This window comes from Mycobacterium sp. OTB74 (assembly GCF_029892685.1).
In the GTDB taxonomy this organism is placed as follows: Bacteria; Actinomycetota; Actinomycetes; order Mycobacteriales; family Mycobacteriaceae; genus Mycobacterium.
In genome coordinates this window covers 82,230-101,263 of record NZ_JARXVD010000008.1, presented here as the reverse complement: position 1 = coordinate 101,263, position 19,034 = coordinate 82,230, and the positions used below count along the sequence as shown (strand labels likewise).

Annotated in this window: 19 protein-coding genes and 2 pseudogenes; 12 read left to right on the top strand and 9 right to left on the bottom strand. The window is 64.7% G+C overall.

What is annotated here, in order from left to right; translation table 11 throughout:
- Positions 1–3: 3 nt before the first annotated feature.
- Positions 4–366, top strand: a pseudogene (locus M2432_RS13095) (class I SAM-dependent methyltransferase); the annotation flags it as partial.
- Between the two features lie 160 nt (positions 367–526).
- Here M2432_RS13095 and M2432_RS13090 read toward each other — a convergent pair.
- On the bottom strand, positions 527–748 hold the full coding sequence (locus M2432_RS13090) for a hypothetical protein (RefSeq protein ID WP_280827241.1): 222 nt from the start codon (positions 746–748) through the stop codon (positions 527–529).
- A gap of 888 nt (positions 749–1,636) precedes the next feature.
- Between M2432_RS13090 and M2432_RS13085 the strand changes: the two are divergent.
- From M2432_RS13085 to M2432_RS13070, 4 genes and pseudogenes are all read left to right on the top strand, one after another.
- A pseudogene (locus tag M2432_RS13085) lies at positions 1,637–1,993 on the top strand (class I SAM-dependent methyltransferase); the annotation flags it as partial.
- Between the two features lie 138 nt (positions 1,994–2,131).
- Positions 2,132–2,875: a UMP kinase gene (pyrH, locus tag M2432_RS13080; RefSeq protein ID WP_280827240.1), complete on the top strand. Its 744-nt coding sequence runs from the start codon at positions 2,132–2,134 to the stop codon at positions 2,873–2,875.
- Between the two features lie 38 nt (positions 2,876–2,913).
- Positions 2,914–3,471, top strand: a complete 558-nt coding sequence (gene frr, locus M2432_RS13075; protein ID WP_280827239.1) for a ribosome recycling factor — start codon at positions 2,914–2,916, stop codon at positions 3,469–3,471.
- A gap of 28 nt (positions 3,472–3,499) precedes the next feature.
- On the top strand, positions 3,500–4,357 hold the full coding sequence (locus M2432_RS13070) for a phosphatidate cytidylyltransferase (RefSeq protein WP_280827238.1): 858 nt from the start codon (positions 3,500–3,502) through the stop codon (positions 4,355–4,357).
- On the opposite strand, the gene M2432_RS13065 is transcribed toward M2432_RS13070, so the two are convergent.
- Positions 4,248–5,198, bottom strand: a complete 951-nt coding sequence (locus tag M2432_RS13065; protein ID WP_280827237.1) for a DMT family transporter — start codon at positions 5,196–5,198, stop codon at positions 4,248–4,250. The two genes, M2432_RS13070 and M2432_RS13065, sit on opposite strands and share 110 nt — an antisense overlap.
- Before the next feature lie 71 nt (positions 5,199–5,269).
- On the opposite strand from M2432_RS13065, the gene rlmN reads away from it, so the two are divergent.
- The gene (gene rlmN, locus M2432_RS13060; RefSeq protein ID WP_280827236.1) at positions 5,270–6,367 is read left to right on the top strand and encodes a 23S rRNA (adenine(2503)-C(2))-methyltransferase RlmN; all 1,098 of its coding nucleotides are present in this window, start codon (positions 5,270–5,272) and stop codon (positions 6,365–6,367) included.
- 81 nt (positions 6,368–6,448) lie between these two features.
- Here rlmN and M2432_RS13055 read toward each other — a convergent pair whose 3' ends face one another.
- The 4 genes from M2432_RS13055 to M2432_RS13040 form a co-directional block, all read right to left on the bottom strand.
- The gene (locus tag M2432_RS13055) at positions 6,449–6,868 is read right to left on the bottom strand and encodes a nuclear transport factor 2 family protein (RefSeq protein WP_280827235.1); all 420 of its coding nucleotides are present in this window, start codon (positions 6,866–6,868) and stop codon (positions 6,449–6,451) included.
- The gene (locus M2432_RS13050) at positions 6,865–8,349 is read right to left on the bottom strand and encodes an aldehyde dehydrogenase family protein (RefSeq protein ID WP_280827234.1); all 1,485 of its coding nucleotides are present in this window, start codon (positions 8,347–8,349) and stop codon (positions 6,865–6,867) included. Before M2432_RS13050 ends, M2432_RS13055 begins: the two co-directional genes overlap by 4 nt.
- A gap of 136 nt (positions 8,350–8,485) precedes the next feature.
- On the bottom strand, positions 8,486–9,025 hold the full coding sequence (locus M2432_RS13045; RefSeq protein ID WP_280827233.1) for a TetR/AcrR family transcriptional regulator: 540 nt from the start codon (positions 9,023–9,025) through the stop codon (positions 8,486–8,488).
- Between the two features lie 25 nt (positions 9,026–9,050).
- Complete coding sequence (locus M2432_RS13040; RefSeq protein ID WP_280827232.1) at positions 9,051–10,163, bottom strand: phosphotransferase; 1,113 nt, start codon at positions 10,161–10,163, stop codon at positions 9,051–9,053.
- Between the two features lie 47 nt (positions 10,164–10,210).
- Between M2432_RS13040 and M2432_RS13035 the strand changes: the two genes are divergently transcribed.
- Positions 10,211–11,386, top strand: coding sequence for a CoA transferase (locus tag M2432_RS13035; protein WP_280827231.1), 1,176 nt, complete (start codon positions 10,211–10,213; stop codon positions 11,384–11,386).
- Here the strand turns inward: M2432_RS13035 and M2432_RS13030 are convergent.
- On the bottom strand, positions 11,369–11,911 hold the full coding sequence (locus tag M2432_RS13030) for a helix-turn-helix domain-containing protein (protein WP_280827230.1): 543 nt from the start codon (positions 11,909–11,911) through the stop codon (positions 11,369–11,371). The genes M2432_RS13035 and M2432_RS13030 overlap by 18 nt on opposite strands.
- 84 nt (positions 11,912–11,995) lie before the next feature.
- Here M2432_RS13030 and M2432_RS13025 point away from each other — a divergent pair, with 84 nt between their 5' ends.
- The 3 genes from M2432_RS13025 to M2432_RS13015 all read left to right on the top strand — a co-directional run bounded on the left by M2432_RS13025 (position 11,996) and on the right by M2432_RS13015 (position 14,282).
- The gene (locus tag M2432_RS13025; protein WP_280827229.1) at positions 11,996–13,252 is read left to right on the top strand and encodes a cytochrome P450; all 1,257 of its coding nucleotides are present in this window, start codon (positions 11,996–11,998) and stop codon (positions 13,250–13,252) included.
- Positions 13,253–13,270: 18 nt separating this feature from the next.
- Positions 13,271–13,462, top strand: coding sequence for a ferredoxin (locus M2432_RS13020; protein WP_280827228.1), 192 nt, complete (start codon positions 13,271–13,273; stop codon positions 13,460–13,462).
- 88 nt (positions 13,463–13,550) lie between these two features.
- The gene (locus M2432_RS13015; RefSeq protein WP_280827227.1) at positions 13,551–14,282 is read left to right on the top strand and encodes a YoaK family protein; all 732 of its coding nucleotides are present in this window, start codon (positions 13,551–13,553) and stop codon (positions 14,280–14,282) included.
- A gap of 12 nt (positions 14,283–14,294) precedes the next feature.
- Here the strand turns inward: M2432_RS13015 and M2432_RS13010 are convergent, their stop codons facing one another.
- Both M2432_RS13010 and M2432_RS13005 read right to left on the bottom strand, forming a co-directional pair.
- Positions 14,295–15,629: a hypothetical protein gene (locus M2432_RS13010; RefSeq protein ID WP_280827226.1), complete on the bottom strand. Its 1,335-nt coding sequence runs from the start codon at positions 15,627–15,629 to the stop codon at positions 14,295–14,297.
- A 19-nt stretch (positions 15,630–15,648) separates the two neighbouring features.
- Positions 15,649–16,872 carry a cytochrome P450 gene (locus M2432_RS13005; protein ID WP_280827225.1) on the bottom strand — a complete coding sequence of 408 codons (1,224 nt, stop codon included), beginning with the start codon at positions 16,870–16,872 and terminating at the stop codon, positions 15,649–15,651.
- Between the two features lie 37 nt (positions 16,873–16,909).
- Here M2432_RS13005 and M2432_RS13000 point away from each other — a divergent pair, with 37 nt between their 5' ends.
- Together M2432_RS13000 and M2432_RS12995 are read left to right on the top strand one after the other, a co-directional pair.
- Positions 16,910–17,824, top strand: coding sequence for a cyclase family protein (locus tag M2432_RS13000; protein WP_280827224.1), 915 nt, complete (start codon positions 16,910–16,912; stop codon positions 17,822–17,824).
- Positions 17,821–18,987, top strand: a complete 1,167-nt coding sequence (locus M2432_RS12995) for an alpha-hydroxy acid oxidase (RefSeq protein WP_280827223.1) — start codon at positions 17,821–17,823, stop codon at positions 18,985–18,987. The genes M2432_RS13000 and M2432_RS12995 overlap by 4 nt, the downstream gene beginning before the upstream one ends.
- Positions 18,988–19,034: the final 47 nt, after the last annotated feature.

Here is a 19,034-nt window from a genome sequence, read left to right as displayed (position 1 = left end):
TCCATGACTAATCCGACTGATGCGATGTTCGAGAGTGCCTACCGTGGCGAAGCCCCCGAGATGGGCGAAGGCAATCGGCCGCCGTGGAGTATCGGTGAACCACAGCCCGAGATCGCCGAGCTGATCGATGCCGGCAAGTTCCACGGTGAGGTGCTCGACGCGGGCTGTGGCGAGGCTGCCACCGCCATCTATCTGGCCGAGCGGGGATTCACCACGGTCGGTCTGGACATGTCGCCGACCGCCATCGAACTGGCCCGTGCCGAGGCGGCTCGTCGAGGTGTGCACGGTGCCACCTTCGACGTCGCTGACATCAGCAATTTCAGCGGTTACGACGTCCGCTTCGGCACCATCGTCGATTCGACGCTGTTGCCTCACGAATGATCCTGAAGCGGATACCGGCCCTGACCTGCGGGTTCGCTCTACTGGCCAGGTGCATGCCGAGGTCGAGGGACAGTCTGGTGCGGGGCGGAGGATGGACGCCAGAGTGGGGCTTAGAGACAGCCCTTCGCTGCCGGTCAAGTGCAAACTAGCGCCATACCGTCTTCACGGTTGCATCCCGACCCTCGCTTGTCCCGGTCTCCATATAGAGCACCGTCCACGGCTTATCAGGACGCTTGTTCAAACCACCCGCATAACCCTTCGTCGAGCAGGCCCAGTCCATGGGGATGCCAGCGACGCTGTTTACAGTGCCGGTCATCATGAGGCATCTCAGCGTCTCTTTCGGGTGGAACGGGTCGAGCAATTCCACCGCCCATGGGGTATCGGAATCCCATCGCGCGCCAGAGGTACTTGGCGGAGTTGACGACGGCTCGGGTGAAGGCGTCCAGGGCGGTTCAATGACGGGATTCACAAGCAACCAAACGGTTTTGTCCCACGGGGTCTCTGGGCAGGCGACTTCCTCCCTAGAGTTTCTCCAACATGGGTCGTGAAGCTCGTGATCTGGTGTGCCGCATCTCAGGGCTTCGGGGTCCGAGCTAGCCAACGAACGAAGACACGACCCGCCCCTCAAGGTCTTCGCTTTATCGGCCACGAACGGAGCCTGAAGATTTCCCGTCATGTCAAACGGTCGGACAAATCGGACTTCTGTCTGTGTAACTGATGCGTCGGGGTGATTGCCCCACTCGTTCACAATCTTGCCCGCAACGCCAGTGGCCAGAGCAATCACAAAGGCGCTGCCCACGCCGAGCACCCAACCGATCGCCTTCCGCCAGTGTGGGAATGGTCCGTCCTTTCCTGGCTTCTCAGCGCCGGATGAAGATTCTTTCGCTCTATGCTCTCCCCCCATGAGTAGAGTGTCACACTCCCTCTTCCTCCACGTTTCCAATTCGCCACCGATGCCTCGGCTCGTGCGGAGATGGGCGACATGGCGGTCTTATTGATCGAGTGGGCCGACCGCGACAGGGTGGCCCTTGCATTCAGCCGCGCGGCAGAGACGCTGGACGGCGGCATCCGCTGACACCGCGCCGGTAGTTTCTCGGAACCTCGGCGACTGACTGATTCTGAATCCTGCCGGGACACAAGCGTTTTCGCAGTTCAGATGGCATTTCCGACGACTAGCCGAAAGTCTGGGCTATCTGTTGGCTATCCGCTGGTGCAGCCCGACACCTGCCGGTCCATGTCCGGCAGCCTAATGACGGGCCGATTCGGCACGATGGTCGATTCGACGTTGTTCCACTCGATGCCCGTCGAACTGCGGGACGGCTACCAGCGCTCGATCGTGCGTGCCGCAGCACCCGGGGCCTCGTACTTCGTGCTGGTCTTCGACCGGGGTGGCATGCCCAGCGGACCGGCCAACCCGGTGACCGAGGACGAACTGCGGGATGTCGTGAGCAAGTACTGGGTGATCGACGAGATCAGGCGGGCACGTATCCACGCCAATGTTCCCGGCGGTTTCGAAGACCATTTCTCCGGCTTCGCGGGCCTCGACATCCGCGATGCGCCCAACGGCCGCAAGTCGATGTCGGCCTGGTTGTTGCAGGCCCACCTGGGTTAGTGCGTGCCCGATACTCAGGACAGACACGCGAAACGCCCCGGCCACCCGAACGTGGCCAGGGCGCCGTCATGAGGCAGGATGAAAGCCGCTGTCGACCGTCCGACGGCAGTGTTCGCATGCGGGACCGTAAGGAGTCTGATGGCTGAGGCAGACAACGGTGGTCACGGAGTGATCCACCCGGGTTACGAGCGGGTAGTTCTCAAGCTCGGCGGCGAGATGTTCGGCGGCGGTGAGGTCGGGCTGGACCCCGATGTCGTGGCGCTGGTCGCCCGCCAGATCGCCGAGGTGGTCCGCAGCGGTGTGCAGGTCGCCGTGGTCATCGGTGGCGGCAACTTCTTCCGCGGCGCGCAATTGCAGCAGCGCGGCATGGAGCGCACCCGCAGCGACTACATGGGCATGCTGGGTACCGTGATGAACAGCCTTGCGCTGCAAGACTTCCTGCAGAAGGAAGGCATCGACACCCGGGTGCAGACCGCGATCACCATGGGGCAGGTCGCAGAGCCGTACATTCCGCTGCGGGCTCGGCGGCACCTGGAGAAGGGCCGCGTCGTCATCTTCGGTGCCGGCATGGGCCTGCCGTATTTCTCCACCGACACCACCGCCGCGCAACGCGCTCTGGAGATCGGCGCGGAGGTGGTCCTGATGGCCAAGGCCGTTGACGGGGTGTTCACCGCGGACCCGCGTGAGGTGCCAGACGCCGAACTGCTGACCGAAGTCACCCATCGTGAGGTGCTCGAGCGCGGGCTCAAGGTCGCCGACGCCACGGCCTTCAGCCTCTGTATGGACAACGGCATGCCCATGCTGGTCTTCAACCTGCTCACCGAAGGCAATATCGCGCGGGCCGTTGCGGGTGAGAAGATCGGAACGTTGGTCGCCACCTAGGCGTTGGCGGCTATGGGTGAGCGACGGGAGAATATGAAGTGATCGACGAAACGCTGTTCGATGCCGAAGAGAAGATGGACAAGGCCGTCTCGGTAGCCCGCGACGATCTGGGGTCCATCCGCACCGGCCGCGCGAACCCCGGCATGTTCAACCGGATCAACATCGACTACTACGGCTCGATGACGCCGATCACCCAGCTGTCCAGCATCAACGTGCCTGAGGCCCGGCTGGTGGTGATCAAGCCTTACGAGTCCAACCAGCTCAAGCACATCGAGGACGCGATCCGGAACTCGGACCTGGGCGTCAACCCGAGCAACGACGGCAGCGTCATCCGCATCGCCATCCCGCAGCTGACCGAGGAACGGCGTCGCGACCTGGTCAAGCAGGCCAAGGCCAAGGGCGAGGACGCCAAGGTCTCGGTGCGCAACGTCCGTCGTAAGGCGATGGACGAGTTGTCCCGGATCAAGAAGGACGGCGAGGCCGGCGAGGACGAGGTGGCCCGCGCCGAAAAGGAACTGGACAAGACCACCGCGACCTACACCACCCAGATCGATGAACTGGTCAAGCACAAGGAAGGCGAGTTGCTGGAGGTTTAGGCTCCGCGCCTGAACTCCAACCTTGATCATGGCCACCGACACCGCTCCTACCGGGGAGCCGCAGAAGACCTCACGGGCCGGACGTAACCTACCCGCTGCGATCGCAGTCGGTGTCGCGCTCGGCGGCACTGTCATCGCTACCCTTATTTTCGCTCCGCGGTTCTGGGTGGCGCTGGTGGCTATGGCCATCGGTCTGGCCACCCACGAAGTGGTGCGGCGGCTGCGCGAGGGCGGATACGCCGTCCCGGTGATCCCGCTGCTGCTCGGCGGCCAGGCGATGGTGTGGCTGACCTGGCCATACGGTGAAGCTGGCGCACTTGGCGCATTCGGCGGCACGGTGGCGCTCTGCATGATCTGGCGGCTGCTGTCGGGCGGGCTGGCGGCGGCGCCGACCAACTACCTGCGCGACGTGTCGGTGACGGTGTTCCTGGCCGCCTGGATTCCGTTGTTCGGTGCGTTTGCGGCGTTGCTGATCTACCCGCGGGACGGTGCCGGACAGGTCTTCTGCATGATGCTGGGCGTGGTGGCTTCGGACGTCGGCGGCTATACCGCCGGTGTGCTGTTCGGCAAGCATCCGATGGTTCCGGCGATCAGCCCGAAGAAATCGTGGGAGGGCTTCAGCGGCTCACTGCTGCTGAGCATCGCCATTTCCATGACATCGGTACATTTCCTGCTGCACCGGCCGGCCTGGATCGGTATCCCGCTCGGCATCTTCCTGGTGATCACCGGAACCCTCGGCGACCTGGTCGAATCTCAGTTCAAACGAGATCTGGGCATCAAGGACATGGGCACTCTGCTTCCCGGTCATGGCGGTCTGATGGACCGGATCGACTCGATCCTGCCGTCTGCGGTTGCAACGTGGATCGTGCTGGCCGCGCTGACGTAGCTTTCGCGTTCAGCCAGCAGGCCAGCGCGCCGACGACCAGTCCGATTACGATGCCGAAGTCGGGTCGCTGGCCCAGGATCAGCCAAGACAGCACGCCGGCGACGGCCGGAATGACGGCGAAGAGCATCGCCACTGCCGCGGCACCGTAACGGTCGATAGCCCGTACGTACAGCGTCATGCAGAGCGTCGCATTCAGCAGCACCACCGCGCCGACTGCAAAGACCGCAGTGTGCACGTTGGTCACGTGGAACGGCGTGACCGCGGCGAGAATCGCAACCGGGACCAGCGAGGCGGCGTTCTGAAGTGCGGCAGCGGCCCGGAAGTCGACACCATGGCAGAACCGCTGTTGATACACCCCGCCCGCGGCAATGGCCAGCAGCGAGACGATCAACAACCCGACCACGATGTCGACGCCGCCGACCTGCAGCAGCCGACCGGCGCACGCTGCCAGGACCGCGATGACGCCCAGGACCAGCGCCGCAACGCGGCGTGCGGTCAGTCGCTCGCCGAGGAAGACCGCGGCCAACAGTGCGGTGGCCACCGGGTTCATGGAAACGATCACCGCGCCGAGCACCGCAGGTGCGCCATGCATCAGCGCCAGGTAGAGGCAGATGAACTGCAGGGCCTGGGTCAGTAGCCCCGCGACCATCACATGCCCCAGCGTTCGGCCAGTGGGCCATTTCACACCGGCGAGCAGAGTCCAGGAGGTCAGGATCAGCGCCGCCAGGCCGAAGCGGCAGACCAGTGTGGCCATCGGGGTCATGGACGAAACAGCAAGGGCGCCAATGGGATAACCCAGCGCGTAGACGAAGGCAAGGATGGCGGCGGGGCGCAGCGGCATGGCTACATGGTGAGCAATCGTTGTATAGGAGTCCAATCAATTACCGGGTCGGTGCGATACTGGACGCTGTTATGGCTGGTTCGCTACCTCTGGTTTTCGACGCGCCGCGACGGGCAATGCCGCCGCGGCACCTTGCTGACCTTGATGCCGAGGGGCGAATCACCGCCGTCGCCGAACTGGGACTGCCGAAATTCCGGGCCAAACAACTGGCCAATCAGTATTACGGCCGGTTGATCGCCGACCCTCAGGAGATGACCGATCTGCCGGCGGTTGTGCGCTCGCAGGTAGCTGACGCACTGTTTCCGGAGTTGATCACCCCGCTCCGTCAGATTCAGTGCGACGCGGGGGAGACCCGCAAGACCCTGTGGCGTGCGGCGGACGGAACAACATTCGAGTCGGTGCTGATGCGGTATCCGCAGCGCAACACCGTGTGTATTTCATCGCAGGCCGGTTGCGGTATGGCCTGCCCGTTCTGCGCCACCGGCCAGGGCGGGCTCAAGCGCAACCTGTCGACCGCCGAGATCCTGGAGCAGGTGCGGGCGGCGTCGGCCGCCATGCGCAATGAACACGACGGGCGCCTGTCCAACATCGTGTTCATGGGCATGGGGGAGCCGCTGGCCAACTACAACCGGGTGGTGGCGGCGGTCCGGCGGATCACCGCTGCGGTGCCTGAGGGCTTCGGGATCAGCGCGCGGTCGGTGACGGTCTCGACGGTTGGTTTGGCACCGGCGATTCGCAAACTTGCCGACGAGAAGCTCGGAGTGACGCTGGCGGTGTCGTTACACACCCCCGACGACGAACTGCGCGACACCCTGGTGCCGGTGAACAACCGGTGGAAGGTGTCGGAAGTCCTTGATGCTGCCCGGTATTACGCCGACGTGACCGGCCGCCGGGTCTCGGTGGAGTACGCGCTGATCCGTGACGTCAACGACCAGCCTTGGCGCGCAGACCTTTTGGGCAAGAAGCTGCATGCTGCGCTAGGGCCGCTGGTGCACGTGAACCTGATCCCGCTGAACCCGACGCCGGGCAGCGAGTGGGATGCCAGCCCGAAGCCTGCGGAGCGGGAGTTCGTGCGCCGCGTGCAGGCGGCTGGGGTGTCCTGCACGGTGCGGGATACCCGGGGTCGCGAAATCGCCGCTGCCTGTGGGCAATTGGCGGCTGAGGGCTGAGCCGTTTTCGCCGAGATCGACGAAATGGCCGGTTTCACTAGCACTTTGGGGCCCGTTTGTCCGTTTGGGTGTTACGCGGCGCTACGTCGGCGGGTTGGTGAACCAGACGTTGTCTTCGCGTAGGCCCCGACTGCGCCAGCCATCCGAGGTCCGCACTAGTTCATGGTGGTAGTAGCCACCGCAGGCACTGGGCTCGGTCATGCCGGGCAGCTGCATCGGGTTGTAGAACATGGCCTGCACCTTCGCGGTGTCGCCGGCGCGTTCCACCACCTCGATGTTGGTGATGTAATGCATGCTCCACGGGATCACACCGAAATTGGCGGCAAACCAGTCGACGATCTCGTCGCGCGTGCCGACTGCGGCGCCCGCTGATGAGTAGTCGATACGTGCGTCATCGGTGAACACCGAGCGGTACAGCTCCCAGTCCTTGGTATCGACGGCGCGCGCGTACCGATACAACAGCGCCGAGATCTCAGCGATGTCGTTGGCGCCGTCGCTCATGCCGGCATACCAATGGTTTTCGACTCGAAGTACTCCTTGAAGCCCTCTTCGCCGTTGCGCCGGCCCAGACCGCTCTGCTTGCTGCCGCCGAAGGGGCTGTTGATGCCGAAGTGGCTGCGGCTGTTGATGGTGACGTTGCCGGTCCGCATCCGCCGGGCCACGTTCCACGCCCGTTCGACATCGGCCGATGACACCTCACCGGACAACCCGTAGATCGAGTTGTTGGCGATCGCCACGGCTTCGTCGTCGGAGTCGTATGGCGTGACGGTGAGCACCGGGCCGAAGATCTCCTCCTGGGCGACCTGGGAATTCGGGTCGACGTCGGCCAGCAGCGTGGGCGCCACGTAGTAGCCGACCGGCAGCTTTTCCGGAACCCCGCCGCCGGTAAGCAAGCGGGCGCCGGATGCGATACCGGAGTTGATCAGACCCAGCACCTTGTCGCGCTGACCGGCGCTGATCTGCGGGCCCTGCATGTTGCCTGGGGTCCACGGGTCGCCGATCGGGAAGTTCTCCATGGCGCCCTTGAGGATCGCCAGGCCTTCGTCATAGCGACTGCGCGGCAACAGGATTCGGGACGGCAGGATGCACGACTGGCCGCTCATCACGCAGGCCATCATGGCTGCGATGGGCAGCGCGGAGTTGAAGTCGGCGTCGTCGAGCACGATGTGCGCGGATTTGCCACCCAGCTCCAGCAGGGTCTTTTTCACCGTCGGCGCACCGGCGGCCAGGATGGCCCGGCCGGTGGCGGTCGAGCCGGTGAAGGTGATCATGTCTACCCGCGGGTCGGCCGACAGGGCCGCGCCCACTTCGTTGGCGTTGGACACCACCACGTTGAAGACGCCCGCCGGGATGTCGGTCTCCTCGGCGACGATCCGGGCGTACTCGGTGCCGGACCACGGGGTCAGCTGAGCGGGCTTGAGCACCACGGTGTTCCCGGCCATCAGCGCGGGCACTGTCTCGGCGATGTTGAGGTAGAACGGCACGTTCCACGGGGTGATGGCGCCGACGACGCCGATCGGCTCGTACGCGATCTTGCGTTGGGCCGGCCCCAGCGGCGTCTGGTGCACCCCGTTGTCGGTGACGTACTCGAAATTCCGGCCGTGCTCGGCCCAGTGCTTGACCTCGGCGATCGGGTCCTCGATCTGCGAACCGGTGACGGTGACCGGGCAGCCCACCTCGGTGACGAGCACTCGGCGCAGGCGCTCTTTGTTGCGTTCCAGCGCCTCATGCAGCTGCATCAGGCAGTGGTAGCGGAATTCGACGTCGCGGCTCCAGTCGGTTTCGTCGAACGCGCGCCGCGCGGCCCCGACAGCACGGGCCATGTCATCGACGGTGCCGTCGGTGGCCTGGCCCGCCACCTGCTCGTCGGCAGGATGGATGACGTCGAAAAGTGCTCCGCTGCTGGTCAACTGGAGTTCACCGTCGATGAGCATGCGCTGGTCACCGGCCAGCACGCCACTGTCTGTCTGCACGTCCGTCATATCTGACAGCTTTACAAATTTTAACGAACTTGTCAGGTGGTTGAGAGATTCGGCGGGTCCGAGATCGAGGAAATGGCCGATTGTTCTCGAACTTTGCGGACCATTTGTCCGTTTGGTCGGAAAAGGCGGAAAAGGGTCAGCGCATGCCGACGGCGTGGCGGAGCTGTGCCAGGAACTGGTCGCCGTCGTCGCTGCGGACGATGTAGTGCGAGATGGCGACCCGGATGGCGGTAGCGGCCTTCAGGCCGGCATTCGGTCCGGTCAACAGCTTCTGCAGCCTAGCCCGCATGATCGGGATGACGTTTGCGAGCTGGGCGATGACCACCTCGGGTTCGATGTCCACCACCCGCACTCCTGAATAGGACTGCTGATACTGAACGATGAATTGCAGTGCAGCGTCGAGCTTTTCGCTACCCCGTAGGTCGGCGGTGGCCTCGCTGATGCCGTCATCGAACAGTTCGCGCTCGTAAAGGCCGAACGACTCGAGCAACTCCTCCTTGGAGGCGAACCAGCGGTACAGCGTGGGCCGCGACACCCCGGCCTGCAATGCCACCTCGGACAGGCTGAGCTTTGTTTGCCCGTTGCGCGCAAGCACTTCCGCGGTCGCGGTCAGGATCCGGCTGCGGGTCGAGGTGTCCTCTGCAGCACCGGAGTTTGCCGTTACGGGGTCGTTCACAGTACCGATGGTAAGTCCTCGCAGCTCATAAAGACCGTTTCAACTGCGAGACCGTGTCCAGATCTTCCAGCGCCGCCACCGATCGGGCCAGGCCTTCCTGGGCGATGGTGTCATCCTGCATGCCGCCCATCCCCGAGGTGATCAAGGTTGCGACGTAGGCGTATGTCGCGCCCTGGCGGAACCGGTCCCAGAGCTCGTCGCGGTCCAGTTCCGGTCCGCCCGCGGCGCGCAGGGCTTGCCGGTAGGTGTCCAGTAGCTCGCATTGATGGGCACGGCGGTCCTCGGTGGTCATGCTGGTGATCAGGGTGTAGGACAGCTCGCGGCACGGATGGCCTTTGCGCACGGCCTGCCAGTCCAGCAAGCCAGCTTTTCCGTTGCGGAAGTAGACATTTCCCGGATGCGCGTCGCCGTGCATGACGGTGGTCGGGGCCGCGTCGACCAGCGTTGCGGCGGCGCGGTAGTTGTCGATGATGTAGCGACCGTTCTCGACCGGAATGTCGGTGCGGCCCTGAAGTTTCTTGACCGACGTGTTGGCCAGCGAACCGACCAACAGGGAAGTGGCATCGCCGGAGGCCGAGTAGATCCATGGGTAACGGTCGGCCTTGCCCCAGAACGTGGCGTGCAGGCGGGCCAGAAGTTCGACGATCAACGCTGCTTGCTCGACTGTCAGTGGATGCAGGGTGTCCGGGAACTCGCAGGGGCCAGTTGCCGCCAGGTCTTCCAGTACCAGCACGAATCGTCCGGTGAGTCCGTCGAACACGCTGCCGTAGCACTGCGGAACGTCGGACAGCTGCGGCGCCAGATCGCGGTAGAAGCTCACCTCGGTCGAGCCGAGCCTTCCCAGCTCACCCATGAGCCGGGTGGCCGTGGTCTCGGCCGCCATCTTGATGAAGACCGTCTCGGGCCCGTCGGTGCCGGTCAGCTTAAGCAGGGCGCGCGAGGAGGTGCCGGCGTCGCCTCCGACCACCTGCACTGATGTCACCTGTGCGCCCATGAGTTTGGACAGGTAGGCGGCGTCCACATCGGCGACCTGTCGCGGGAGTGAGCGGACCGCACCGACGACCGCGTCGGTTGCGATACGTTGCACACCGCGGCCCAGATGGGCAGCCAGGTTCAGGGTAGGGACCAGCGGAAGCATGCGACAAGTTTACAAATTAAACGCTATCTGTAAAGGGTGGTATAGGTATGGCCGGACCGATGGAAGGTTTCCGGGTCGTTGAACTCGGGGTGTGGGTGGCCGCGCCGGCCGCCGCCGCCATCCTGGCCGACTGGGGTGCCGAAGTCATCAAGATCGAGTCGCCGGGTGGTGACCCGGCCCGAACCTTTGGCGCGATGCTGGGCCTGGACCAGGACGCCGGCATCGCCGCCAACCCGCCGTTCGAGATGGACAACCGCTCCAAGCGCAGCATCGTGCTGGATCTGACGTCGCCGGAAGGTCGAGAACATGCTGTCCATTTGATATGCAGTGCAGATGTTTTCATCACCAACGTGCGACCCGGGGCACTGCAACGCCTCGGTCTGGACTACCCGACCATCGCCGAACTCGCGCCAAACCTGATCTACGGCATGATCACCGGTTACGGCATGGCGGGTCCCGATGCGGACCGAGCGGCTTACGACGTGGCTGCCTTCTGGGCCCGCGCCGGCATTGCCGATCTGCTGACCCGTCCCGGTGACACCCCGCCGTTCCAGCGCGGCGGGATGGGCGATCACTCGTCGGGCATGACGTTGGCGGCCGCCGTGTGCGCCGCTTTGCTGGCGCGAAACCGGACCGGTGTAGGCCAATTGGTCACCACATCGCTATACCGGCAGGGTGCCTACACGGTCAGCTTCGACCTCAACACCGTGCTGCTGTCCGGGCAGCAGGTGGCGATCGGCCAACGCGAGTCGATGGCGAATCCGTGCATGAACAACTACAGCGCGGGCGACGGTCGACGATTCTGGATCGTCGGATTGCAGGGGGAGCGGCACTGGCCGGCGCTGTGCCGAGTGATCGGACGCGCGGACTGGCTCGACGACGACCGCTACCGGACCCCGCGAGCCAGGTTCATCCATGCGCGCGAACTGATTTCGGAGCTGGATTCGATCTTCGCGACTCGCTCGCTGGCGGACTGGGCGGACCTTTTTGCCGCCGAACCGGACTTCTTCTGGTCGCCGATCAACAGCCTCGACGACGTGATCGCCGATGAACAGTTCCACGCTGCCGGCGGCATCGTCGATGTGCCGGAAGGCAATTCGAGTGTGCCGATGGTCGCCACCCCGGCCGATTTTTCCGGCACCCCGTGGCAGCCGCGATCGGTGGCGCCGGCGCTGGGCGAGCACACCGAAGAGATTCTGGCGGAGCTAGGTCACCGCGGGTGAATCACACACAGGCGTCCTGACCCGCGCGGCGTATCGCAACTGCTCGAGGAATTCATCCTCGTCGTCGCTGCGAACCAGGTAGTGCGATACCGCAACACGCACGATTGTGGCGGCGATCTCCGGGGCGTTGGGTGCCGGGATCAGTCGTTCGAGTCCTGAGCGCATGGCGGGCAGGGCCTGGCTCATCCGGGCGATCACCTGCTCAGGTTCGATGTCCACCATGCGGAATCCGGGATAGGACCGCTGATATTCGGCGATCACCTGCAACGCCGCGTCAAGCCGCTCCGCGGGCGGCAGATCGGCGACGGCCTTGGCCACCCCACGCTCGTAGTACTGGCGCTCCCACAGCACAAAAGCCTCGAGCAGTTCCTGCTTGGACGCGAACCAGCGATACAGCGTCGGACGTGACACGCCGGCCTGGGCTGCGACTTCCGAGAGGCTGAGCTTGGTCATGCCCTGACGCCCGAGCACAGCGGCGGTCGCGGCGAGAAGGCGCTCCCTGGTGGTGTCGGTATCGGCGGACATGGCATTAGCTTTACAAAAATTCCTCGAAGTGTCACGCTAATTCCGTTCTGCCGAGATTGTCGGCGGTCGCGGGAAGGAGCGTCGGTGAGTGTCGTCAGTGAGTTGCAGGAGCGTGAGTACAACGCCTTGGACATCACCTCCCACAGCTTCTGGGAGCAGCCATTCGACCAGCGCGACAAGACGTTTGCGCAACTGCGCGCCGCCGAGGGACTGACCTGGCACAGGCCGCTGCCGTCGCTGTTCCCAATGGAAGAACCCGGTTTCTGGGCGGTCACGCGGCGCGCCGACATCGGCTACGTCAGCCAGCGCCCCGAGCTGTTCACCTCGACCCAGGGCGTTGCCCTGGACCCGATGCCGGCCGAGGTGCAGCGGTTCGCGTCGTTCTTCCTGACCATGGACCCGCCTGAGCACACCAGGTACCGGCGGCTGATCAGTTCGGCCTTCACCCCGCGCAACGTCCGGATGATCGAACAGCAGATCCATGACAACGCGGTCAAGGTGGTCGACGACTTGATCGGCGCCGGCGACGTCGACTTCGTCGAGGTCTGTTCGTCGCGGCTGCCCATGATGACCATCTCCGAGATGCTCGGGGTGGTGCCATCCGAGCGCGAAGCGCTGGCCAAGGCCGCCGAAAAGCTGTTCAGCATGAGCGACGACGAATACTCGTCGCTGGAGGAGCGGGCCGCCGACACCATCAACGAGATCATGCTGCTGTCCGGCACCGGAGTGGAGCTGGCCAAGTACCGGCGTGCCAACCCGGGCGATGACTTGATGACGGCCATCGTCAACGCCGAGGTCGACGGGCATCGGCTGACTGATGAGGAGATCGGGGCATTCCTGATCCTGCTGGCCTCGGCCGGCAATGACACCACCAAGCAGACCACCACCCACGCCATGCTGGCGCTGCAGCACAACCCGGCCCAATTGGCTTGGCTGATGGAGGATTTCGAGGGCCGCATCGATATGGCCGTCGAAGAGTTCGTGCGCTGGGCCACCCCGGTCATCCAGTTTGCCCGGTTCGCCACCCAGGACACCGAGATCGCCGGCCAAAAGATCAAGGCCGGCGACAAGGTAGGGCTGTTCTACTGCTCGGCCAACCGCGACGAGAGCGCGTTCGACACGCCGGGCGAGTTCAACCTGCAGCGCTCACCCAACCCGCACATGGGCTTCGGCGGCGGTGGCCCACACTTCTGTCTGGGCAATCAGCTGGCCAAGGCCGAACTGCGAAACCTGTTCCGGGAGTTGCTGACTCGGATGAAGCGCATCGAGCTCGGTGAGCCCGACCTGCTGTACAGCAGCTTCGTCCACGGCATCAAACGGCTGCCGGCACAGCTGGCCTGACCCGTTCGAGGAGACACCATGCGTATCGAGGTCGATCTGACCAAGTGCACCGGCCACGGGATCTGTGAGTCCATCGCCGAGGACATCTTCGAGGTTCAGGATGACGGCACGGTGCACCTGACCGACCCGGAGCGTCCGGAAACCGACCGGGAACGGATGCAGCAAGCCGTGACCCAGTGCCCGGCGGCGGCGCTTCACCTGGTCGGCTGACTTGTGGTCACCCAGTAGCCGGTAGGGGCCTGCCGGAGGTTTGCTGTTCTGAACTGCTCGGGCCTTTGGGGCTGCGCATAATGATGCGGTGAGCGATCAGGACGCGGGCGCTGTGGTGAGCCGGGAAGCGGCAGTCGGCCTGGAGGCGAGGCTGTCGTGGCTGCTCGCCTGGCTGGCGGGAATGATTGGCGCCGTTGCCTTTCTGCACAGCGCCGGATACTTCGTCACGTTCATGACAGGCAACACCGAACGGGCGGTGCTCGGATGGTTCCCCGTAGCCGGTCGACAGAAGGTCGCCGGAGCCGGACCCGAAGCGGCCATCTGGTTGATCGTGATGTTCCTGTTGGGGGTGTTCGTCGCGTCATTTCTGCGCCGTAGGTTCTGGAAGAGCCACCCGCACGGCGCCACCTTGCTCACCACGGTCGGCCTGCTTGTCGCTGCCGTCATCGAAGTGCTCGAGGACGGCTGGTACTACCGGGACGTCAACTTCACCGGAATCTTGATCATCTGTTTTTCGGTCGGTGCGTTGAACACCAGCTTTGTGAAGAACGGTGAAGTGTCGGTGCCGCTCAGTTACGTCACCGGAACGGTGGTGAAGTTGGGACAGGGCTTGGAACGCCATGTGTTCGGCGGCGGCACGATCTTCGACTGGGTGGGATACCTTGCGCTGTACCTGTCATTCATGTTCGGTGCGGCCATCGGCGGAGTCCTGGCCGAGCACATCACCGGGCCTCAACTCATCGGCGTCGTCGGGCTGATCTGCGGGGCTACCACGTTCTACACCTTCAGACGCTGGGACAAAGTGCCCGCACCCGTCTAGGTACCGACTGGGTCAGCTGGCGGTCAGATCCATATCGGCGAGCGCCTGGCGCACCGATTCGGTCAGCCGGCTGCGGTTATCGGATTCGCCGGGTGTCCAGGCGGTGAAGGTCGTGCTGACGAAATGCGGTGTCCGGCAGGACATCACAAACAGGTGCCCGCCCATGCGTTCGAGTGTCGCCGAAGACAGACCTGGTTCGATCATTCGCACCGAGACGCGGTCTGCATCGGTGCCGTCGAGCCTAGTGGCCGCGTCGGGCAGCTCGCCGACATTCGAGCAGCCAACGGGTTTGCCGACTTTGAGCACCGCCTTTTCCATCCGGCGCACCGCGACCTTTGGGACCAGTGGTACCAGCGGAAGCGGTGCCAGCATCGCCTTGGTCCATTCGTCGACCCCGGCCAGTTCGGTCTTGATGTCACCGCGCAATGTACGCAGCTCGGTGGTGAGCAACTCGGGATCGGTCATGACGGTGATGGTGGTCAGAGCATTGCCACGGGTGTCGCCGTCGGTACGCACGCTGACCGGGAAGGACAACATGGCCTGCCTGTCCTCGTCCAGCCGGCCGAGTTCGCGCCCCACCCTGGTGGCAACTGCCGCGAACAGCACATTACTGGTTCCCCCAAGGGTTTTCGCACGTTGGTCCCAGGCATCGGTATCGACATGCACCGTCACGGTCGGCAGCGTGACCGGTTCATCGGTCCCGGTGGTCACCGGCGCGGAGACGCTCCGTGCCGAAGCGGCCAAGTCAGATTTCTCCTTGCGGGCCACCCGGACGGCGCCGGCGACGGCGGTGAGCAGTGCAGGCACCCCGCGGACGGCCTGAGCGATGTCGGAACGCAGAACGGCGCGGCGAGTACGGGCACCCGGCGGCGGGTAGCCGAGGTCACGGCTGTTGCCTGCGACGGCGTCAGCGACCGCTTCGACGATGGCCAACGCGTCGCCGGTGGTGTGCGATACCACCAGTGAGATCGCGGTCCCGCCGCCTTCGAGTGGTTGCACGTTCAGACGCCAGGGTGGTCCGTGCTCTGGGTCGACGGGTAGGTATGCGAGTTCGTCGGCCCAGGCAGCAATCTCTGCGCGGCTTCGTTCGGTGGTGCTGATCTGGAGTTCGCGCGGGTCGCTCCAGCGCACCCACCGATGCCGGCCGAACGGCAGCGGCGAGCGTTCGATGCGCCGGGCGAGGAGTCCGCCGCGTCCAAGGTTCTGGTGAAACCGGCGCAACGCGTCCAGATCGACGGGGTGCTCGTAAATCCAGACGAACTGGATGACCGGACCGCGCCTGAGCGCCCGCAGCCCCTTGAAGGAGCCCTGGTCCATGTAGTCGATCGTGTTGTCCGGTCCGGTCATGCATAGATGCTATCCAGTGCTATCGGGCACTCAGCCAGACGCTCCGCGGACCTCGCACCGTGTAATTGGTGCCGTAGTCCACCGGCGTCTGCACATGCCAGTGGGGCAATGCGCCAACCAGTTCCTCGGCGAAGATCCAGGCCTCCAGCCGGGCCAGGTTCATCCCCAGACAGCTGTGCGAACCGAAGGCAAAACCCAAGTGTGGCAACTTCTTCCGCTGCACATCGAAGGCATGCGGACGGTCCCAGCGGAGTGGGTCGCGGTTGGCGGCGGCCAATAGCAGGGTGACCCGTACGTCGGCGGGTATCCGATGGCCGCCGACGGTGGCTTCGGACCCGATGGCGTCGCGGAATATCGAATGCGAGATGGTCTCGTAGCGGTGGACTTCCTCCACCGCGCCCGGGATGAGGCCAGGATCGGCGCGGATGGCGGCCCATTGGTCCGGATGTGCGGCCAGGGTGACCAGGAAGTGGCCCAGCAGTTTCGCCGTGGTCTCATTGCCGGCGAATACCAACTGGGTGTTGCTGGCGACGATTTCCTGCTCCGTCATGTGCCGGCAGGCGTACTCGTGGCGCACCATGGTGCTGATCAGGTCGGGTTCCGGGGTGCCGGCCGGGCAGCGGCGCTGCGTGATCTGGCCACGCAGATACTCGTTGAGTTCAGCGGTGGCCTGCTTGCCGGCGGCGATCAGGGCGGCGCCATGCTCACCGGGGCTGCTGTAGCCCTCGGCGGCGGCGCCCATCGCGTCGCTCCAGGTGCTGAAGTGGGCCACCATGTCTGACTGGACGCCGAGCATGCGGGCGATCACCTCGGTGGGAATACCGCGGGTCAGCTCCGAGATGGCTTCGACGGTCTCGCCGTCGCGCAGCCGTTCTAGGACGGGCGCCAGTCGGCTGCGCACCACTTCGGTGATCATCGGCCGCAGTGCAGCGAGCGTTTTGGGCCGGAAGTCGTCGGACCAGATGGACCGCATCTGGTCGTGGTGCTGGCCGTCGTAGAACTCCATGGTGGGACCGCCGAATACCGCGGCGTGTTCGTCCTGGCCCTTCTCGGAGCCGAATTGTGTTGGTGCGGTGAGAATATGGCGCACGTCGTCGAACCCGGACACCATGGCCCGGTTGATGTGCTCGTTGAACACCACGCCGCCGAGCTCGGCGATCTGGGCGTAGCGGGGCCAGGGATCGGCGACGAACGCCGGGTCGGTGGTGCTGAACGACAGCGCAGGCAGGTCTGTGATTGCCATCTCCCTATCGTGACAGATTTGTGCAATTCTGTAACGCGTGACCGTCGATTACAAGGCCCTGGGCCAGGAGCTTTCCAACTGGGGCCGGTGGGGACCTGACGACCAGATCGGCACCCTGAACCTGGTTCGCCCCGAACACATCGTGGCCGCTGCGGCCGAGGTGCGTACGGGCAAGGTGTTCCAGCTCAGCATCCCGGTGGGCAAGGACGGCCCGCAGATGGGCGTGGGCGGCCGCGTCAACCCGGTGCATCTGATGTCGATGGGACCGGCCGACTTCGATCCGCACGGATTGCAGGTGGCCGATGACTGGATCATCATGCCGCTGCAGTCCGGTACACAGTGGGACGCGTTGTCGCACGTCGGCTATGACGACAAGCTGTACAACGGTTTTGACGCCCGCGAGGTGGGGGCGCGGGGTGGTGCGCGGAAGTTGGCCGTCGACGCGTTCTCGGCACGGATTGTGGGTCGCGGCGTACTTCTGGACATCGCCCGGTTGCGCGACGTGCCGTGGTTGGAGACGGGCGTGGCGATTACTCCGGCGGATCTGGAGGAGGCTGAAATAGCTCAGGGAGTCTCGGTGGGCGAGGGCGACTTTCTGTTGGTGCGCACCGGGTGGCGGGTACGGCTGCTGGAGCAGGGTCGCGACGGTTGGATGACGGGCGAACCGGGCCTGGGCATCGATTGCGCGCGGTGGTTGCACTCTCGCGGGGTGGCCGCGGTCGGTTCGGACAACTGGGCAATAGAGGTGATGCCCAGCGAGACCGGCGACATGCTGCCGTTGCACTGCATCCTGATCCGTGACATGGGTATGCCATTGGCCGAAATCCTCGACCTAGAATCTTTGGCGGAAGACTGTGCCGTCGATGGCGTTTGGAGTTTCATGTTCGTGGCCCCGCCGCTGCACATCAGCAACGCCGTGGGCTCGCCGGTCACGCCGATCGCGGTCAAATGAGTTCCTTCCAATACCGGTGGCGGACCCGCGCCCCGTTGGTATCGGTGCAGGACTATCGCAACGCTGCACGACGGGCGCTGCCGAAGATGGTGTGGGCCTATCTGGATGGCGGCGCCGAGGACGAGCGGACGCTGCGGGCCAATCGCGAGGCATTTGCAAACTATCTGCTGCGGCAAAGAGTTCTGGTTGGTCATGCTACGGCCTCGATCGGCGTGCAGGTGGCGGGCGAGACCTTGGAGCTGCCAGTGCTGTTGGCGCCCACCGGGTTGACCGGTCTGGCGCACTGGTCCGGCGAACTCGCCGCGGCGCAGGCCGCCGAGCAGGCCGGTACCCGGCTGTGCCTGTCGACGGCCTCGTCGTACTCGCTGGAGGAAGTGGCTGCGGGCACTCAAGCCGATCACTGGTTCCAGCTGTACCCATGGGGTGACGAGTTCATGGAATCGATGATCGACCGCGCCGGTGCAGCCGGATATCGAACCTTGGTGATCACCGTCGACGTTCCAGTGCAGGGCAACCGGATTGGTGAGCGTCGGGCGGGTATGGGCCATCCACCGATCCTGACTCCGGCCCGGGTGGCCGACGCTGCGATCCGGCCGCGCTGGTGGTACGGGCTGCTGCGGCATCAGCGGATGACTATGCGGTCGGTGACCGCGGTGCGCGGTGCGGCGGGCGCCATGGAGTCGGTGGCGCAACAGAACCGCCGAATGCGACCGGACTTGACCTGGGACGACGTCGCGGCACTGCGGAAGCGCTGGGACGGGCCGGTTTACGTCAAGGGCATCCTGGACCCTGCTGATGCGAGACGTGCGGTAGACGAGGTGGGCGCCACGGGTGTCGTGGTATCCAACCACGGCGGGCGCCAGCTCAACGGTGTTCGGCCGTCGCTGGATGCGCTGCCGGATGTTGTTGCGGCCGTGGGGGACCGGGCATCGGTTCTGTTGGACAGCGGGGTGCGCTGCGGCACGGATGTGGTGACCGCCCTCGCCCTGGGCGCTGACGCGGTGATGATCGGCCGGCCATACATCTACGGTCTGGCGGTTGGCGGCGGTGCTGGGGTTGCGTCGGTTTTGTCGTTGCTGGCCGCGGAGATTCGGCAGACGCTGTTGCTGATGGGCGTGGCTTCGGTGGCAGATTTGACGCCCGAGCACCTGATTCCGGCGTAGGCCGCGACTTCCGGGACCGACGAGTGGTCGGGCACGACGTGGTGCCC

What these genes read in the sequence shown, in the direction of transcription:
- pyrH (WP_280827240.1), top strand. Translation starts at nt 2,132, where the DNA reads ATGGCTGAGGCAGACAACGGTGGTCACGGAGTGATCCACCCGGGTTAC.
- M2432_RS13070 (WP_280827238.1), top strand. Translation starts at nt 3,500, where the DNA reads ATGGCCACCGACACCGCTCCTACCGGGGAGCCGCAGAAGACCTCACGG.
- M2432_RS13065 (WP_280827237.1), bottom strand. Translation starts at nt 5,198, where the DNA reads ATGCCGCTGCGCCCCGCCGCCATCCTTGCCTTCGTCTACGCGCTGGGT.
- rlmN (WP_280827236.1), top strand. Translation starts at nt 5,270, where the DNA reads ATGGCTGGTTCGCTACCTCTGGTTTTCGACGCGCCGCGACGGGCAATG.
- M2432_RS13055 (WP_280827235.1), bottom strand. Translation starts at nt 6,868, where the DNA reads ATGAGCGACGGCGCCAACGACATCGCTGAGATCTCGGCGCTGTTGTAT.
- M2432_RS13050 (WP_280827234.1), bottom strand. Translation starts at nt 8,349, where the DNA reads ATGACGGACGTGCAGACAGACAGTGGCGTGCTGGCCGGTGACCAGCGC.
- M2432_RS13040 (WP_280827232.1), bottom strand. Translation starts at nt 10,163, where the DNA reads ATGCTTCCGCTGGTCCCTACCCTGAACCTGGCTGCCCATCTGGGCCGC.
- M2432_RS13035 (WP_280827231.1), top strand. Translation starts at nt 10,211, where the DNA reads ATGGCCGGACCGATGGAAGGTTTCCGGGTCGTTGAACTCGGGGTGTGG.
- M2432_RS13030 (WP_280827230.1), bottom strand. Translation starts at nt 11,911, where the DNA reads ATGTCCGCCGATACCGACACCACCAGGGAGCGCCTTCTCGCCGCGACC.
- M2432_RS13020 (WP_280827228.1), top strand. Translation starts at nt 13,271, where the DNA reads ATGCGTATCGAGGTCGATCTGACCAAGTGCACCGGCCACGGGATCTGT.
- M2432_RS13010 (WP_280827226.1), bottom strand. Translation starts at nt 15,629, where the DNA reads ATGACCGGACCGGACAACACGATCGACTACATGGACCAGGGCTCCTTC.
- M2432_RS13005 (WP_280827225.1), bottom strand. Translation starts at nt 16,872, where the DNA reads ATGGCAATCACAGACCTGCCTGCGCTGTCGTTCAGCACCACCGACCCG.
- M2432_RS12995 (WP_280827223.1), top strand. Translation starts at nt 17,821, where the DNA reads ATGAGTTCCTTCCAATACCGGTGGCGGACCCGCGCCCCGTTGGTATCG.